Annotated in this window: 13 protein-coding genes; 8 read left to right on the top strand and 5 right to left on the bottom strand. The window is 32.4% G+C overall.

Annotation, left to right across the window (positions count from 1 at the left end; translation table 11 throughout):
* Nucleotides 1-549 precede the first annotated feature (549 nt).
* From H3T84_RS08135 to galE, 4 genes are all read right to left on the bottom strand, one after another.
* Nucleotides 550-924 carry a hypothetical protein gene (locus H3T84_RS08135; RefSeq protein WP_198218807.1) on the bottom strand — a complete coding sequence of 125 codons (375 nt, stop codon included), beginning with the start codon at nt 922-924 and terminating at the stop codon, nt 550-552.
* Between the two features lie 433 nt (nt 925-1,357).
* Entirely contained in the window at nt 1,358-1,864 is a 507-nt protein-coding gene (locus tag H3T84_RS08130) for a hypothetical protein (RefSeq protein ID WP_198218806.1), read from the bottom strand.
* A 741-nt stretch (nt 1,865-2,605) separates the two neighbouring features.
* Complete coding sequence (tldD, locus tag H3T84_RS08125; protein WP_198218805.1) at nt 2,606-4,057, bottom strand: metalloprotease TldD; 1,452 nt, start codon at nt 4,055-4,057, stop codon at nt 2,606-2,608.
* A 375-nt stretch (nt 4,058-4,432) separates the two neighbouring features.
* Nucleotides 4,433-5,476 (bottom strand): UDP-glucose 4-epimerase GalE, encoded by a 1,044-nt coding sequence (galE, locus tag H3T84_RS08120; RefSeq protein WP_198218804.1) that lies wholly within the window; start codon nt 5,474-5,476, stop codon nt 4,433-4,435.
* 1,170 nt (nt 5,477-6,646) lie between these two features.
* Between galE and H3T84_RS08115 the strand changes: the two genes are divergently transcribed.
* The 3 genes from H3T84_RS08115 (at nt 6,647) to H3T84_RS08105 (ending at nt 12,313) form a co-directional block, all read left to right on the top strand.
* Entirely contained in the window at nt 6,647-8,209 is a 1,563-nt protein-coding gene (locus H3T84_RS08115; RefSeq protein WP_198218803.1) for a hypothetical protein, read from the top strand.
* Nucleotides 8,210-8,622: 413 nt separating this feature from the next.
* Nucleotides 8,623-10,401, top strand: coding sequence for a hypothetical protein (locus tag H3T84_RS08110; protein WP_198218802.1), 1,779 nt, complete (start codon nt 8,623-8,625; stop codon nt 10,399-10,401).
* Nucleotides 10,402-10,603: 202 nt separating this feature from the next.
* The gene (locus H3T84_RS08105) at nt 10,604-12,313 is read left to right on the top strand and encodes a hypothetical protein (RefSeq protein ID WP_198218801.1); all 1,710 of its coding nucleotides are present in this window, start codon (nt 10,604-10,606) and stop codon (nt 12,311-12,313) included.
* Between the two features lie 458 nt (nt 12,314-12,771).
* On the opposite strand, the gene H3T84_RS08100 is transcribed toward H3T84_RS08105, so the two are convergent.
* On the bottom strand, nt 12,772-13,146 hold the full coding sequence (locus H3T84_RS08100; protein WP_198218800.1) for an Imm52 family immunity protein: 375 nt from the start codon (nt 13,144-13,146) through the stop codon (nt 12,772-12,774).
* Nucleotides 13,147-13,372: 226 nt separating this feature from the next.
* Between H3T84_RS08100 and H3T84_RS08095 the strand changes: the two genes are divergently transcribed.
* The 5 genes from H3T84_RS08095 to H3T84_RS08075 all read left to right on the top strand — a co-directional run bounded on the left by H3T84_RS08095 (nt 13,373) and on the right by H3T84_RS08075 (nt 17,901).
* A complete protein-coding gene (locus H3T84_RS08095) occupies nt 13,373-13,522 on the top strand; it encodes a hypothetical protein (RefSeq protein ID WP_198218799.1) in 150 nt (49 codons plus the stop codon).
* 171 nt (nt 13,523-13,693) lie between these two features.
* Nucleotides 13,694-14,134 carry a glycosyltransferase family 10 domain-containing protein gene (locus tag H3T84_RS08090; protein WP_303832248.1) on the top strand — a complete coding sequence of 147 codons (441 nt, stop codon included), beginning with the start codon at nt 13,694-13,696 and terminating at the stop codon, nt 14,132-14,134.
* 91 nt (nt 14,135-14,225) lie between these two features.
* Nucleotides 14,226-15,209 (top strand): glycosyltransferase family 8 protein, encoded by a 984-nt coding sequence (locus H3T84_RS08085; RefSeq protein WP_198218797.1) that lies wholly within the window; start codon nt 14,226-14,228, stop codon nt 15,207-15,209.
* A gap of 225 nt (nt 15,210-15,434) precedes the next feature.
* On the top strand, nt 15,435-15,554 hold the full coding sequence (locus tag H3T84_RS12490; protein ID WP_198218870.1) for a glycosyltransferase: 120 nt from the start codon (nt 15,435-15,437) through the stop codon (nt 15,552-15,554).
* 1,738 nt (nt 15,555-17,292) lie between these two features.
* Nucleotides 17,293-17,901, top strand: a complete 609-nt coding sequence (locus H3T84_RS08075; RefSeq protein WP_198218796.1) for a YdcF family protein — start codon at nt 17,293-17,295, stop codon at nt 17,899-17,901.
* The last annotated feature ends 37 nt before the right edge of the window (nt 17,902-17,938 follow it).

Genomic DNA, 17,938 nt, shown 5'->3' with positions numbered 1-17,938 from the left:
ATCAAGTGGTTGTATTTCTGGACAAATAATTCCGGCAAATACAACCACTTTTTTGTATGAAGTAAGCAGATAAATGCCAGAACAGAAAAATAACAGATATTAATTCTCAAATAAACTTTTTTGCTTGAGTTTTAAAGGCACTCATAAATATAAGTCTGTAACTTGGCCTTTTCAGTTAAATCAACCTGAACAACTCTATTTCACAATAAATCTTTATTTAATCATATTTCATTCTGACAATGATTTTTTAAATCTGATTTGTCGATATGTCAATATATAGTGATATTAGAAATGTATTGAGTAATAATATATTACATTATGCCAGAAATGTCGTCAGGGTATGCAAATTAACGCCATGATTTTTTAAGATATTTTATCAATCTCTCTTTCGTTGAAAATTCACAGCGTCTATCGGTTTCAAAATCATCGACACAAATAATATTTGATATAGCTCTATTATCCCCTAAAAAAATAACGCCCTTAAAATACCATCATCTTCTATAAATAAAGGTAATTCAATAAAGCTATAACTGTACGTTATATTTGGCTCTATAGTATCTTTAAGTAAAATGTAAATGTATTTGTCGCCTGTTTTTTATTAGCATATTCAAAAGCACTTACTAGTTCTTCATCACCATATTGATATGTATAAAGTTCGTATGCTTTATTTAATTCTCTATTATTATTTGTTAAAAAATATACCTCTAAATTACGCCTTCCATCTTCAAAGATATTACTCAGAAACATCGCCGTTCCTTTATGGCCTTTATATTCAATATTAATTGGCGGATGAATAATGTTATTATATTTGGGAAATCGATATTCTTCCGGAATAGTATCTAAATCTTCATCAGAATTAGCATAAACATTTTGCAGGGTAAAAACTAAACCTAATAATATAAACAGTACTAGTTTAAATTTCATTGTAATCCCTAAGAAAGAAATAGAATATTTTGCTTTATTTATTTTCTCAAAGTCTGTATATCATTTTGCATAAATCTCAGTCTTATTATTGATTATTTTTTATGTTATCAATATTTTCCTTTGTCTCCTTGATCTGCTTTTTTTACAATTTATCAGAATGTATTACCACTAAACATACCAGTTTTCTCAACCGGAAATTTGAAATCCGCTTCATGGATAATCTGATAATAAGAAAAATATATCTCAAGGTATATTGGTTTTAATATAAAATGTAATTTTATTGAATAAATTTTATGATATGTCAGTAAAATAGAATTTTCCAGCCTCAGACAATACGCTAGCAAGACTGGAAAAATTAACAGGTTATTGTATTAATATATAAATAAAATAATTTTGAAACGCTGAGTGCTGGTTTATGGTTTCAGCAGATCGCTTAATCACCCCTAATGAGTGATGTAGTTGTGCCGTCCGGATGCACTTCTTGCAGAATAACCCCGCATTGGGCTGATGCAGATGCCGCGATGGCCTCGTAATCTTTACCCGGTTCGGCTACAAAAGTAAGTTTGTTACTCTGGCAGGAGGGCTGATAGGAAATGATTTTGCCATCGTTATGAGTATTATTAACATTGGTCAGACCAATAATGGCATTGGATATGGTAATCGGTACATTAGCTGGAATGGTGAATTCACGGTAGTACAGCTTAGACAAATTATGATTATGTCGTTTCATTGTATCCAAAGTAGCCGTTGCCGGTATACCAATGGTGCTGTTACGAGCCAAGCCTAATGATGAAGCAAGTGATCCGCCTAAGGTACCACCGGTTGATTCTTTTACCTCATGCCCCTGAAAACTGTATTTCATATTAGTCGGTTTGCCATTCTGCCCGAAGATACGTATCCGTGCCTGTTGTGCACTATCAACTAAAACATCCTGAGCCATGGCAAAATTCATATTGAAACTTAAGAAAAAACTGATTATCAGGAATTTTCTCAGGCTTAGTCTGGATTTGTTTTTTATGATAAAAGACATATTGAGTACTTTCTGAATAATTGAGAATAGAAAAATTAAAAATAAAATGATTTATCAGAATAATTAACTGATATTACTACTATATTCAGATAAATAAATATTATTTTTCTACATAATTTTTTCTATAGCAGAAACAATTTCGCCTGATAGCATGATTCGGATTGATATTATGAAGTGTGTAATAAATTGTAATGCTGAGTAATATGGTTATAGGCTATCAGTTTTCTTGTTCATTTTATATGATTGCTTTGAAATAATAAATTTATTCAGTTGTACCTAATAAAAAAACGGTATTCAGATAAAAATTTTATTAATAGTTTATTGTGTCAGGAATATTCGGCAGTAATTATTGCTGAATAAATTGTCTGATACTGCAGATTAGCATTGATGTCAGTATCACAATAATATAAATCTGATACCTATCGGATTGCTGTTTTCCGGTTATTTGCTGCGCAGCACTGGCGGATCATTGTAATCAATAACTGATACCTGAAAAAGCAGATTTGATTTCAATAAGTGCAATGAGAATATGCATATTAATATCGGGAAATTCAGATGTAATTTACGATAAATAAATATATATCCGCATAAACAAACAGCATAACGGACACAGTAATTTGTCTCCGTTATGGTGTTTGCTGTTCAGGTGAATTATGTCTGGCTGCCGCCCACAGTCAGACCGGCATCAATACGCAGCGTGGGCTGTCCCACACCTACCGGCACGCTTTGCCCGTCTTTACCGCAGATACCTACACCACTGTCCAGACTACTGTTATTGCCTATCATACTAACGTGTTTTAATACTTCCGGACCACTGCCAATAATGGTGGCTCCTTTTACCGGATATTGCAGCTTACCGTTTTCAACCCACCAGGCTTCCGAAGCACTGAATACAAATTTACCACTGGTAATATCTACCTGTCCGCCGCCAAAATTAACTGCATACAAGCCCTTATCGACCGAGGCAATAATCTCTTCCGGATTAAGCTGGCCGTTTTCCATATAAGTATTGGTCATGCGCGGCATCGGTGCTGAGGCGTAATTTTCACGCCGGCCATTACCGGTCACGGGGACACCCATTAAACGTGCATTGGTTTCATCCTGTAAATAGCCGCATAAAATACCATCTTCAATCAGTACCGTACGCTGTGTAGCATTGCCTTCATCATCAATATTCAGCGAACCACGGCGTTCGGCAATATTACCCTGATCAACAACAGTCACACCTTTAGCCGCTACGCGTTCACCTAAACGGCCGGCAAACGCACTGGTTCCTTTGCGGTTAAAATCACCTTCCAGACCATGACCTACAGCTTCATGTAACAATACACCCGGCCATCCACTGCCCAGTACCACCGTCATCTGACCAGCAGGTGCCGGACGGGCTTCCAGATTGGTCAGTGCCTGAGCAACGGCTGTATCTACATATGATTTGAGCATGGCTTCATCAAAATAACCCAGATCAAAGCGACCCCCTCCGCCACTGCTGCCCTGCTCGCGCCTTTCTCCCTGTTTGGCAATCACAGTAACAGATAAACGGACAAGCGGGCGGACATCAGTGTGTATCCGGCCGTCAAGTCGCGCCAGGTAAATCAGTTCATGCTCGCATACTAGCCCGGCCATTACCTGCACAATACGCGGATCAGCAGCTTTTGCCAGTGTCTCCACACGCTGTAATAAGGCTACTTTCTCTCCGGCATCCAGACTAAGCATCGGATTAGCCATTGCATACAGCGGTTTGACTGACGGCAGAGAAGTTAGTCCCACTGAGCGCTGCTGACCGGCCTGCCCAATTGCCCGTACGGCCTGTGCTGCATCTGTTAATGCCTGCACATTCAGATTGTCGGCGTAAGCAAATGCAGTTTTTTCACCACTTACCGCACGAACACCGACGCCCTGCTCAATCTGAAAACTGCCTGATTTGACCATGCCTTCTTCCAGATGCCAGCTTTCATAGGTACTGCGCTGGCAGTAAATATCAGCATAATCAATATGATGTGCTCCCATTAGCGAGAGTGCACGGGTAAAATCAGCTACAGCCAATTCGTTTTCGGCCAGTAGCTGTTGGTGAACAAGTTGCGCGGTTTGAGTAGAGATAGGCATGAGCTGTCAAAAATTAAGTTGTGACAAAAGCACAGACAGAGAAAGATTTAATCAGAAAAGCAAATTGTGGGCAATTATACCGAAAACAAGCTTTGTCCGGGCGAATGCAGGAATACTTATTATACGCAGATCAGGTGTTGGAATAGAGACCAGAAAAACAAATTGTAAAAATTACCAAATTGTTATTGATAATAATTCTCATTATATTATAATGTGACTCACCAGTTAGTTAGAGATAGTTAACCGGTAATGACCTCAAACATCTTTTATCTAAATCTACTTTCAGGAGCGGCGTAACGATTAGCGTTAAATTTTTGCATCAAAACTCAAAAACCGAAAACACTTAACCCACTGAAATATCAGTGGGTTAAGTGTTTATAATAAGCTGATATTAGATTCATTGTGGCTGTTGTAGCCCTGTGGATTGAGCTGTTGCCAGTGCCATGCATCAGCCATCATACTGGTCAAACTGCGCTGAGCTGTCCAACCCAGTTGTTCGGCTGCGCGTTCAGGATTGGCATAGCACACAGCAATATCTCCTGCCCGGCGCGGGACAATCTGATAAGGAATTTTTTTGCCGCTGGCCTGTTCAAACGCATGTATGATTTCCAGTACCGAATAACCCTGCCCTGTACCCAAATTATAAATATGTACACCGGGCTGATTATTGGTAACGCGCATGGCACTTAAGTGGCCGTCAGCCAGATCCATTACATGAATATAATCACGGACACCGGTACCATCAGTAGTAGGATAATCGTTACCAAATACCGATAGCTGTGTCAGCTTGCCAACAGCTACCTGACAGATATACGGTAATAAATTATTCGGAATGCCATTCGGATCTTCACCAATTAATCCGGATTCATGTGCGCCCACCGGATTGAAATAACGCAGTAATGTCATACTCCAGCGCGCATCTGCTGCCTGTATATCCGTTAACATCCGCTCTACCATATATTTAGATGTTCCGTACGGATTGGTGGTTCCACCGGTAGCCGCATTTTCATCAATCGGAACCGAAGCCGGTGTACCGTAAACTGTAGCTGAGGAACTGAAAACCAGATTGAAAATACCTGCTTTGGCCATTTCTTCAACCAGAATCAGGCTGCCACTGACATTATTATCATAATATTTCAGCGGCTCCCGTACACTTTCACCGACTGCTTTTAAGCCGGCAAAGTGCAGCACATGCTCAATACTGTGCTGTTTAAATACCTGTTGCAGCAGCGTACGGTCGCGAATATCGCCCTGATAAAAAGTTACCTCTTTACCGGTAATCTGTTTTAAACGCTCGAGTACCACTGGCGATGCATTACACAGATTATCAATAATAATCACATTGTAGCCGGCATTAAGTAATTGTACAGTCGTGTGAGAGCCAATAAAGCCGGCACCACCTGTTACCAGAATAGCCATAAATTATCCGTAATAATTTTTCATCGAAATACAACAAATAACCGGTATGTAAACAACCAGAAATCCATAAGTATATCTTGTTTATAATCATAGTTAAGCTGATGCGGGGTAGAAGATACACTAAAAAAACCAGCATCTGCTGTATCTTTACAACAGTAAAGTGCTGAGACGCACAGATGAGGTGACACAACAAAAAATATCCGGTACCTCTGACAAAAGTTATTTCTGTTCAAACGGCAATAACTGAACTGGACAGGAGTGATAAAACAGAAATCTGATAGAAATATGACTTGAAATACAGCGGCAAATAAAACCAGATAAACCATTATGCAGATATAGCAGATAAAAAATCAGATTGAATATTTGCTGAAAACCGGCTACTGATAAATATATAACTAATTAATAAATTGAAAGTTTATATTTATTATTTAATAATATACATTTTAAAAACTAAAATAACTTTTTTGATTTTAACAATGTTCTTCATAATCGGAAGATTGAGACATTAATATTTGTGCATGATATTGCGGCTGTTAATAAGCAAGTTAAGGATAAGTCATTTTTCTATCGGTTAACTCTTAATACTCATCATTATTCTGAAAAAGATACACAAAGTGAAAATAACTATGATTGTAAACAGCCTTTATTTAAAGACCGGCAAAATGTCTGTCTCAATTTAAATCTGCAGAATCAGTTTTTTAGATTATAGCTAGCGAAATCAACACTAGTGCTTTTAAAGATATACAGAAATTGTCGTACAAGGCGATTATAGCACGCCTGCGTCTGTTGTATTAAATGAATTTAAAGATAGCTTTAAACCAGATTCGGCACCATTTATACACTTCGGATAAATTAAGCAATTTGTAAATAGCAAGATCGGTCTATATTATTTGACCGATTTTTATATCAATGTTGTATTTAAACTAATTTAACAGTATAGTATGCAAATATTATGAATACCAAATATCAGCTTGTGATTATTAAATTAGCATTTTGTATTTAGTCATCTACTTAATAATATGGAGTATTTAATTATGCAGATGTATATGAAAAGAATAATATTTTTAATAACCTCGTTGTTGATGACTTTTTTACTAAGTTCTTGTTCTAATTTATTAGACCGATATTTTTTATTTTAATAATATCAAATATTTAATTAGTTGACTGTATATGAAAAGAATAATATTTTTTATAACCTCGTTGCTGCTGGCTTTTTTACTAAGTTCATGTTCTATTCATGGGGAATACGTAACTTATGGTACTGATGAGTTAGCAAATAGCTCTGACACCAATAAATCTTTACATTTTAGTTTACAAATTGACGATTTTTATAAACCTTTTTTAACTCATGCAGAAAATGAAGATTTAAAGAAAAACTTTCCGCCAAAGAATATTAAAATTATAGCCCACTATTACCCTAAAACTAATAAAAATGATAAAAGTTATAGAACGAATCCTCTCTTCACAAAACATAAAACAAAAAGCGGGCCGCCGGATTTGTTTTCGCCGGATTTTTTTTCATTGAAAAGTATTTTAAGAATAACATACGAGGATACTGTTTATGTCACGAAAACCCAAGTTGCTTATGCAACAAATTTACAATTTGATAAAAATAATCGGATTATAAACTTTGATATCCCTGAATCTTTAAAAAAAGGCAATCTAGAGTATTTTCTTGAAGGTATTTATCTTCATTATCCAGATTTTTCTTTTAGCAACTCCAAGAGTTTTTATGTTGACCATGATGAATATGTTCCTGTTTTTTTAAATAGAGGGGCGAAATTCTCTAATACACTACATGGTCTTGATAAAAATTCAAATGGTTATATAGATAGATTTAGTCATTTGGCCTATCGAGAACTTGACATAGAAACTGATAAATTTGAACGTACAGTTAAGACTAAATTACGCTTAGTAAAAGGAGGTGCCTTTAATACCAGTGTTTGGTTTTCAAATGATAAACCAATTAAAAAGGAATTATTAAGTAATGAATATAAAAATGAGTTATTTGATAAAATTAAAGTCCATCGTTACAAAGATGCAATAGATATAGTTATTCCTGATTCAAAGTTAAGCTGGTCTAATACTGAAAATACATCAGGTGCTTTTTATAAAGGTAAAACTTTTGACGTTTTAGTACTTGAAGGGAATTTTTTAAAGCAGCCTGCTAACCCTGAATACAAACGTAAAAGTGGAATATGGATAACGCAAAAAGGGGATTTGGTATCTGTTGAACACAAGTATGATGGTTGGGAGTGCGAATTAAATTATCGGATAATTTTTGAAAAAGGAAATCAAAACCAAACTAGAAGATATATGTTTAATCCATATAATAAATCTAAAACTGCATTTCGACATAATATACATAGTCAAGAAAAAGACGAAGATTTTACATCTTCTGGTAAGATTTATATAACACAAAAAAATCTAAACATCTTTGAAAAAATGAAACAGCAAGCAAAAGAATATTATGACAATAAATTTAAAGAGTTAAACGAAGATTTTGAAGATTTTAAACATACTAAACATACTAAAAAAGATGGCCCAGAATATGTAAGTAAAATTACAAATTTCTATCAAAGTGAAATACTTGAAAACCAAGACTCAGCACAAGCATGTATGAGGGAAATAGATCATATGAAAAGATTGATGACAATGCCAAAAGAACATTTAATGCAAGAATTTGAGCAATACAAAAAAATCATCAATGAAGAAACCTCGAAACAACGCTAATATAGCTGCATATTAATACAAATAAAGTAAATATATGGGTATTTCATCAAAATTTAATAAATATTACGATTCAGGTTACAGTTTGATTGGGCTGATAAATTAATATATTAGTAAATTACTTACCCTACTGGAGATGATTAATTTTATAATATAGTCTTATTTAATTTTTTATTACTTTTATTTTAACCACAAAAACAGCTCTGGTTTCGGTCAGAATATTTGTATTCGTTTTATTAATTTTTTTTAAAAAACATATGTGCTGAAAAAATCATTAAAACAATGTATACTGAAACTGTATATAATGATAATTTCAATTATTTATCAGTTAATGCTGCTCTAAGTAGATTGAATCTGAATATTTACATTAAGTTATGGTTAATAAACCTTACCAGTATGATTAACATACTAAATCAATGAAAAATTTTATCGAAATATTAAACCAAAAAGATATTAAATATACAGTTGAAAATGACATTATCCGCATAGCGGATAATCTGTGCTTTTGTCAAAATCCACTTAAATCACTGCCGGATAATTTAATTATTGAAGGTGACCTGGATATCTCCCAAACAAAAATCAGCCAGTTACCGGATAACCTGATTGTCTGCGGTAATTTGGATATCTCCCATACTAAAATCAGTAAACTGCCGGAAAATATGATTTTTCGCGGGGGGCTGAATATATCTGGTACACAAATCAGAGTGTTACCGGAAAATTTGGTGGTTCAGGGCAAACTTATCGCCTCTCGTACCAAAATACAAGTTTTACCGGAAACGCTAATTGTTGGTGGTGCGCTGGATTTATCCTATAGCTATATTCAGTCGCTACCAGAAAATCTGACAATAAACGGTAATTTATATTTACAGAATAGTTATATACTGGAATTACCGGAGAATTTGGTTGTTGCCGGAGACCTGGATGCCTCTTCAACCAGAATAACCCGATTACCAGAAAAATTTACGATAAAAGGCAGTCTTTGTCTGGAAAAAAGCGGTATCAATACTCTGCCTGCTAATCTGCATATAACCGATGATCTTGATTTGAGTAATACCCGTATCACAAAGTTACCTGAAAATCTGAAAGTAGATGGTAGCCTGATTCTGGCTGCCTCCAAAATTAAGAAATTACCAAAGAATATCCAGGTAAAAAATAATTTAAACTTACGTTTTACAGAAATCAGAAAATTACCGGATAATCTGACGGTGAACGGAGATCTGGATTTATCAGGAACAAAAATTAAAAAATTACCTGCTAATCTAAGAGTCAATGGATGTTTAGGGCTAGAAAGCTGTGTAAAAATCAATCAGTTACTTAAAAATTTTAGAGCTATATGCACTAGTCTGGATTTGTGCTTTAATAAAATCAAAAAAATACCAGAGAATTTAAAAATCCAATCCAATCTGTATTTGAATGAATGCAAAATCAAAAAATTTCCCAAAAAAATGAATATAAACGGAAATTTGAACCTGGATGACGCAAAAATAAAAAAATTGCCTGAAAGTTTGCATGTTGGTGGCAATTTATCTTTTTTGCTGGTACCGATTAAAAAACTACCTAAAAAACTTTCAGTAGGAGGTGAGCTGTATTTATGGGGTTGCCGAGTTAAAAAAATTCCCAGTCATGTTAATGTAGTCAATGGGCTGGACTTAACTTTGACTAACGTAAAAAAATTACCTCAGGATCTTACCGAGATAAAAAATTTGGTAATAGAGGAAACTAAAATTACCCGTTTGCCTGATAACCTCAATGTTGAGGATTGTCTGGATCTGAATAATAGCCGGATTAAAAAATTACCCCAAAATTTGCAGGTTGGTAAAACATTACTGTTAAATAATACCCGGATTAAAAAGCTACCGAATAACCTGAAACTTGATCATGGTATAAACCTGAAAAAAACTTCAATCAGATTTTTGCCGGAAAATCTGGAGCTCAAATGGTTAAGCCTTGATCTTAAAAAGATTAAAAATATTGCTTACCGGAAAAATTGTACAGCTAAAAGAAAAACCATTTTTGCAGCTTATTTGAATGGTGAATACAAAATCTTTCAGAATGAATACCTGATTGGTACCCTGCAAGAGTATGAGCAATTTGTTAACCAGAGATTTATTGATCCGCAGGCTGGTAAACTTAAACAGGCAGCCAAGGATTGCGTAGAGCAATTGCAGAAAAAACTCAGTACTCATAAAACTTAATATATTGAATACTGGCTGACAATAAAACCAGACCGGATAAAGTCAAAGTACTTATTCAGCTTTGTAATTTTTTAATTAGAAATAGATATTTATACTGAAAATATATACTGAAACTGCATGATATTAATACCAGCTTTCTGGAAATGTATGCAACTAAGTTACCTTCCCTTAATTTTTACCAGTATGCTAACATACTAAATCAATGAAAAAATTTATCGAAATATTAAATCAAAAAAACATTAAATATAAGGTTGAGAATGATGTTATCCGGGTACTGGATAATCTGTGCTTTTATCAACCCTGTCTAAAATCACTGCCTGACAATTTAATTATTAAAGGCAATCTGGATATTTCTCAAACAAAAATCAGAAATTTACCGGATAATTTGATTGTCTATGGGAATCTGAATCTATCTGGTACAGAAATCAGTATATTACCGGACAATCTGGTGGTTCATGGAGAACTAAACGCCTCTTATACCAAAATAATTACGTTGCCGGAAAAGCTTATAATAGGCGGTGCATTAGATTTATCCTTCAGCTATGTGCAGTCGCTACCAGAAAATCTGACAATAAACGGCAATTTATCTTTACAAAATACTTATATACTGGAATTACCGGAAACTTTGATAGTTGCCGGAGACTTAGATATTTCTTCAACCAGAATTACCCAACTACCGAAAAAGTTTACTATCAAGGGTAGTCTTAATTTGGGTCATACTGATATCACAAAGTTACCTGAAAATCTGAAAGTAGATGGTAGCCTGATTCTGTCTTCCAAAATTAAGAAATTTCCAAAAGATGTACAGGTAAAAGCTGATCTGGACTTAAGCTACACGAAAATCAGAAAATTACCGGATAATCTGACGGTGAACGGTAATCTGGATTTGTCTGGAACAAAAATCAAAAAATTACCTGCTAATCTAAGAGTCAATGGATGTTTAGCATTGAGAGAGTGCAGTACAATCAATCAGTTACTTAAAAATTTTAAAGCTACTTGCATTAGCCTGGATCTAAGTTGTAATAAAATTAAGAAAGTACCAAAAAATTTAAAAATACAATCCAGTCTGGACCTGAATAGCTGTAAAATCAAAAAATTTCCTGCAGAGCTGACTGTAAAAGGGAATCTGGATTTGTTGGAAGCAAAAATCAAAAAACTGCCTGCAAAGCTGACTGTAAATGAAAATCTGAATCTGGAGGACGCAAAAATCAAAAGATTGCCTGCAAAGCTGACTGTTGGCGGACAATTATCTATTGAGAGGACGTCAATTAAACAATTACCTAAAAATCTTTCAGTGGGAGGTGAGCTAAACTTATCGGGTACCAAAATTAAAAAAATTTCCAGTCATTTTAATATAGTCAATGGAATAAATTTAGCCTGTACACCAGTAAAAAAGCTACCCTCGAATTTTACTGAGATAAAAAATTTATATATTAACGTAACAAAAATTTCTCGCTTGCCTGATAATCTCCATGTTTGGGAGAATCTGGTATTGTGTAGCAGCAAAATTAAAAAGTTACCCAAAAATTTGCAGGTCGGTAAAAAACTGCTGTTAAATTATACCAAAATTAAAAAATTACCAGAAAATCTGAAACTTGAAGAAGGCATCGACCTGAGAAAAACTCAAATCAGATATCTGCCGGAAAATCTTGAGCTCAAATGGTTAAGTCTTGATCTTAAAAAGATTAAAAATATTGCTTACCGGAAAAATTGTACATCTAAAAGAAAAACTATCTTTGCAGCTTATTTGAATGGCGAATATAAAATTTTTCAGAATAAATCCCTGATTGGTAATCTGAAAGAATATGAGCGATTTGTTAACCAGAGATTTCTTGACCCGCAGGCAGGTAAGCTTAAACAGGCTGCCAGAGATTGCGTAAAGGAATTGCAGAAAAAAATCAGAATTAATTAAATTTAATGTACAAAGAACCGGCCGACAGCTGCAAATATGCTGAATTTATCAGTATGAGACACAGACATATTTGGCCGGCACACGTATTTTAAATTTTATCATTAGCATATAAAAAATATTAATTTAGTATTAAATAAAATTCTTTACCGAAAGTAAATTTTAATTCTAGATCAATATACAACTCATGTAAAAATTATAGTTATTTGCATATTATCAAATTTATTTTTGCAAATTTGCCCTAATGATGATAACAGTCTTCAACATGATTACTTATAGAACAATTTTTATAGATATTACATAATTTTGTCACTTCACAAAATGTATGTACGTTGAATCACCACGATCAGAAAATTTTTTTTTGAGACTATTTCCAATTTTCTGACAATATTTACCACATTTGTTACAAAGGAATGAACTAATAATTATAATCTTTCATGAAATTCATCATCCCTTTATCTTTATATATCTGCATAAAGGGGTAATAAACCTAATTCATGTAACTTAGTATCGACACGATTTACCGCTTTAATATCATCTATATTTTTTTCATCAAAAAAATGTGGTACGGTAATAACTAGTGATCCAGCTGCCTGCTCTTCATGGTTTGTGCCGCTAATCACATCAAACGTCTGTGGAACCATATTATGGGATAACTGAACTTCAGGTAAGTAAATCATCCATGCAGCCGAAAGTCTATCGAGAAAAATTTGTTTTTCAATTTCATAATTATTATTAACCATAATATATGTTCCATCAAATTGCTCAGACAAAGCAAGACAAAATTTTTGAATTTTATTTAAAGCTATTTCTGATAAAAGAATATCATAATCCAATCTGATCTCAACCTTAAATGGTTGTCCACAAGTTTGTTCATATATACTATATACTAATCCGGCCTCCTCTGTTTTTTTATCCCAGATACCTAAACAAAAATGTTTTTTGTCTTTATTATATTCTTTGGTTAATTTATGTAATCCAATTTCAGTAACACTATTCCTATCAAATATTTTATGAATCGATGATTTTTTCGATGTACTACATATTTATACTCATAGGCAAATGTTGGAAACGGTAGGCTCTCCAACCAGCCGTTTTGGTGCTTTAGTTGAGATAAAAGGTATCAAACCAGATAGTTATGAAATTTTTTCAAAATATCAAGGATTAGAAAAAAATTTTGATTTAATATTCACTTATGATGAAAAATACTAATAATATACCAAGTGCTCGATTTGTGCCTTTTTGTGCTAAAAAAGCTTTTCTCTAGGGATTTTATTTTGTTTTGTTACCAGGCCTAGATGAAATATTTCGACCTAATTTATTTTATGAAAAATGTAAAAGCATATCTATATTATCATCGAATAAGAATTCTGTTATCATCGAATAAAATTATGTGATCTACATTTAAAAAGAATTTTAATGGTGAATAAATTAAAAAATAATCCTAATGTTGATACTTATGGTCTATTTGATAGTGGCCAATTTATAGGCCCGTATGAAACATTACGAGATTACCGTTATTCAATTATTTTTGAGAATGAAATATCGCCTTACTGTTTTACTGAAAAATTAACTAACTGCTTCGCAACTCAAACCATCCCTATTTACATTGGAGCAAGTAAAATAGGGCAATTTTTTGACGAGAAGGGTATTAGAAGGATTAGTGAAAATGAGATTGATAATATAGAAAATATTATCAAACAATGCAGCAAAAATGATTATATCTCTAGAAAAGATGCAATAACTATAAAATTTTTAGCAGTTCAGAAATTCAGTAATAATGAGAATTACATGTATAAAAATTACATAAAGAATCAGTTTTAATTTGTTTATATCAAATTAAAAATTATTTTTAGCTAATTGAGTATTTATTTTTTAATGAACTATTAACTTGTTCAATAATATGGAATTGGTAATGATTGATATAAAAGGGTGTGTTGAAGATAAAAAAGTTATCGCTTTCAATGGTAAAGAAGTTGATAATCCATTACATGTTTTACTTTGTTTTGATGATAAATATGCTTTTCCCGCTGGCATTAATATGTATTCTATTATTCATAATAATCCAAACAGAGAATTACATTTTCATTTATTTATGCAAAATGTAAGTGTTGAAAATCAATCTAAAATAGCTGAGCTATCATCAAAATTTGTTTCAATTACTCAATATTCAATTAATAATAAATTTAGAATTCATTCAAATAATACAAAATTTTTTCCTATTTCCGCTTGCTTACGTATTATTGCACCTTTAATTATATCCCAGAATGTAAAGAAATTACTTTATATCGATAGTGACACAATTTGCCTATCTTCGTTAGATGAACTTTTCAATACAGATCTTAATGATAAAATTATTGCGGCCGTAGCTGATGTTGAAAATACTCAAGTTTCTCAGTGCAAAAAATTTCAATTAGAATATGGTAGTTATTTTAATTCAGGAGTTATGCTATATAATCTTGAAAATTGGAATGAAGCTAATATAACTAAACTGGCACTTAATTTGTTAAATGAAGGAATTGAGTATAAATTTCCAGATCAAGATGTATTAAATATTTTATTAAAAGATAAAATTTATTTTGTTCCAAAAAAATTCAATAGTATATTATATACAGCTCAAAGTTTTGAAAATAAACAAAAAGTCGAAAAGGAAGCAGTCGAAAAAGGAGCAGTTATTATACATTATACTGCGGGATGTAAACCTTGGTTTAAACTGCATTTAACTCCAATCTATAAAAAATATATATATGATTCACCATGGAAAAATACAAAACTGTTATTAGCTAACAATCCATCTACATTACGACGTTATTCAAAATATTTGTTACGGCAGCATAAATATTTTCGTTCCTTTTTTTATTATATGTTATATCTAAAACATAAAATTTTAAAAGTGTAATTTATTAATAATATTTTTTAGCTAATTGTGATTAAGGTTTATATGAACAATACCCCACTTATACCTGTTATTATTTCGGCATACAATACAATGGATATTATTGAAGAAATGTTGAAATTAATAGAAGCTTAAACCTATCTAAATTACCAAATTATTATTAAGTAATGGTTCTATAGATGAAACAGGAGAATTTGTTGACAATTATTGTAAAATAACAATAGAGCAATAGCTTTTCATCAAGATAATTATGGTGTATCAATTACTCGTAATAAAGGTATTAATTATGCAACGGGGGAGTTTATTTGTTTTTTAGACAGCGATGATATTTATACAGCGATTTTTTAGAAAAAATGTTAAATCATCGGCAACAAACAAATTCCCATTATAGTTTATGGTAGTTTTAATCGTATTACGAAAATTAATATTTTTAAAGAAATGTTGACTTTTGATGGGAGGATATTCTTAAAAATTCTATCGAGAAAAGCTTTCATTTCTCAGGGATGTTATTTAAGCATTTTTTGTTTTGGGATAATATTTATTATGATTATGACCTTAAAATTTGTGAAGATGTCTTTTTTACTATCAAAGCAATAAGTCAAACTGAAGCTTATGCGGTTAGAGAGCAGTTATTTAATTATTTTTATAGAAATCTATTTGTTAATAATTCAATTTATAATACTGAATTATATAAGAATGATATTAAAACATAGTCGCAAGTTCAGTCTTATTTAAGAGAGAATTATGATTAAGAAGATAAACAAGATATTATCGAACTAATTTATTTTATATTAGTTAATTTAAAGATAATAATTTTAACTTAATGTTTAAAAATTTTAAATATAAAGTAATTTGTGATTATTTAAACAAAGACTTTGATCTTAATTATAATTTAATAAGTCTTAGAGATAAATTTTTACATAAAAGTGATAGAAAAAATCCCATATCATAAAAGAAATAAATTAATTTTATGGCTTTAGGGTAGTGTATATTATCGATATGTTAGGCGTGATATCAGAAAATAATAAAATTCAAACCATAATACCAATTTTGTTCTTTGTATAGATATTGTTGTTGGATGTTCAAAATATTATAAACATGTTCTATACATATTATAAGCGATAAATACTTTTTAGGATAAAAACAGATATCAAAAATTAAATTTTTTATAATTAATGATCTATGTTATTTTAATAGTGGGATATAAATTGTGTATAAATTAGGGTAATTTTCTTTATTATTAGAAAATTACGGTATCCCTTTTTAGTCACCTACAACCAACAGTATTGAGCAAGGTAATTTTGTCTACATAATTTATCTTGCTTTTTTCTTGCAACATTATTTTTTGATAATGTTTAATAGTCCATGATAGCAATTCCAGTATTAAATTAATTTATGTAAATAAATGATCATAACGCACTTTAGCCTCTAAAAAAACAAAATCTAGGTAACTATCTATCAAACTCTACTGGTGGATTACCTGATTCTTTAAAATACATCCATTCAGTATATTGTTTTTGCTATCCCAATTCAAACTTCTAATTGCTGATTGATAATCTAGCGATAATAGGCTCATACTACGAAAAATGTTTTTCCTTTGTATTCATTTAAATCTATCTGGCGGGTAATTACAGTTGTTTCGGCCATGTTGCTAATTTTGCTATCACTGCTATTGCCACTGTTCTAAAAGCCACTTTATCTTGTTCCGATACGTGCATATGCTTCTCCAAGCCCGGTTGATTGTGCATGTAATTCTCTCTTAATAATTTCAACAATAGAAGCATAGCTACTATTGTTGAATAACTTACAGATAAACTATTTCAAAAGCTAAAGCTAATGAGTATAAACAGATGGCCAGAGATTGCACAGCGCAGTTAAAGCAAAAGCTGTCTCTTGAATAATCATGACAGTTTTATCAGAGATTATTAATTAATAGCAGGAGACAGGAATTATGTTTTGATATTCATTGTAAAATTATTAAGTGATAAAATGCTAATTAGTTGCTATAGTTCCTGGAATATTTTACGTTATTGTGTTTTTTGTTTTTAATTTATAGAACTGATTAACAATTATTTTACGGAAAGTTATGAATAAGAGCATTATGAATATTTATAAATTGGTTCAGTGGTTTGTAATAATTGTTTTAGCTTATTTTATTATCTGTAATGTCATTATTCATCTCTATGCCCGGCAAAAAGCAGCAGACAATGCTGATACTATGGTTATCTTAGGTGCTCAGGTAATGGGTAATCCTGCAGTACCTCATCCTGTTTTAAAAGGGCGTTTAGATAAAGCTCTGGTTTATTTGAAAAATAACCCTAATACCAAAGTTGTTGTTTGCGGAGGACAAGGAGAAGGGGAACCGGCAACAGAAGCAAGTGTTATGGCAGGTTATTTAATTGATAACGGGATTGATGCCTCAAGGGTTTATCTTGAAGATAAATCAACACGTACTGCTCAGCAGTTTGTTTATGCGAATAAAGTGTTACCGTTAGGTAAAACCGTGGTAGTTACCAATGATTTTCACTTATTGCGTTCTATTATGTTAGCTAAAAGATCAGGAATAAAAGATGTATCTGGGTTATCTGCACCTTTAAGTTTCAGAAATTACAGGAACTACATTTCTCTTATTAGAGAACCATTAGCTCTGATTAATTCATGGTTGTTCGATCATCCCCTAAATAATGATAATTAGAAGATAAAGATATACATGTCTGGAAGCAGAACAGATG

This window comes from Snodgrassella sp. M0110, assembly GCF_016101465.1.
GTDB classification, from domain to species: Bacteria; Pseudomonadota; Gammaproteobacteria; order Burkholderiales; family Neisseriaceae; genus Snodgrassella; species Snodgrassella alvi.
Note: the sequence above shows the minus strand (reverse complement) of the source record. Positions and strands in the feature narration are given on the sequence as shown.

Bases quoted from the DNA above. Each gene is read 5' to 3' on its own strand.
- H3T84_RS08105 (WP_198218801.1), top strand. From the start codon at position 10,604: ATGAAAAAATTTATCGAAATATTAAATCAAAAAAACATTAAATATAAG.
- H3T84_RS08085 (WP_198218797.1), top strand. From the start codon at position 14,226: ATGATTGATATAAAAGGGTGTGTTGAAGATAAAAAAGTTATCGCTTTC.
- H3T84_RS08115 (WP_198218803.1), top strand. From the start codon at position 6,647: ATGAAAAGAATAATATTTTTTATAACCTCGTTGCTGCTGGCTTTTTTA.
- H3T84_RS08135 (WP_198218807.1), bottom strand. From the start codon at position 924: ATGAAATTTAAACTAGTACTGTTTATATTATTAGGTTTAGTTTTTACC.
- H3T84_RS08075 (WP_198218796.1), top strand. From the start codon at position 17,293: ATGAATAAGAGCATTATGAATATTTATAAATTGGTTCAGTGGTTTGTA.
- H3T84_RS08095 (WP_198218799.1), top strand. From the start codon at position 13,373: ATGTTGGAAACGGTAGGCTCTCCAACCAGCCGTTTTGGTGCTTTAGTT.
- H3T84_RS08110 (WP_198218802.1), top strand. From the start codon at position 8,623: ATGAAAAATTTTATCGAAATATTAAACCAAAAAGATATTAAATATACA.
- H3T84_RS08130 (WP_198218806.1), bottom strand. From the start codon at position 1,864: ATGGCTCAGGATGTTTTAGTTGATAGTGCACAACAGGCACGGATACGT.
- tldD (WP_198218805.1), bottom strand. From the start codon at position 4,057: ATGCCTATCTCTACTCAAACCGCGCAACTTGTTCACCAACAGCTACTG.
- galE (WP_198218804.1), bottom strand. From the start codon at position 5,476: ATGGCTATTCTGGTAACAGGTGGTGCCGGCTTTATTGGCTCTCACACG.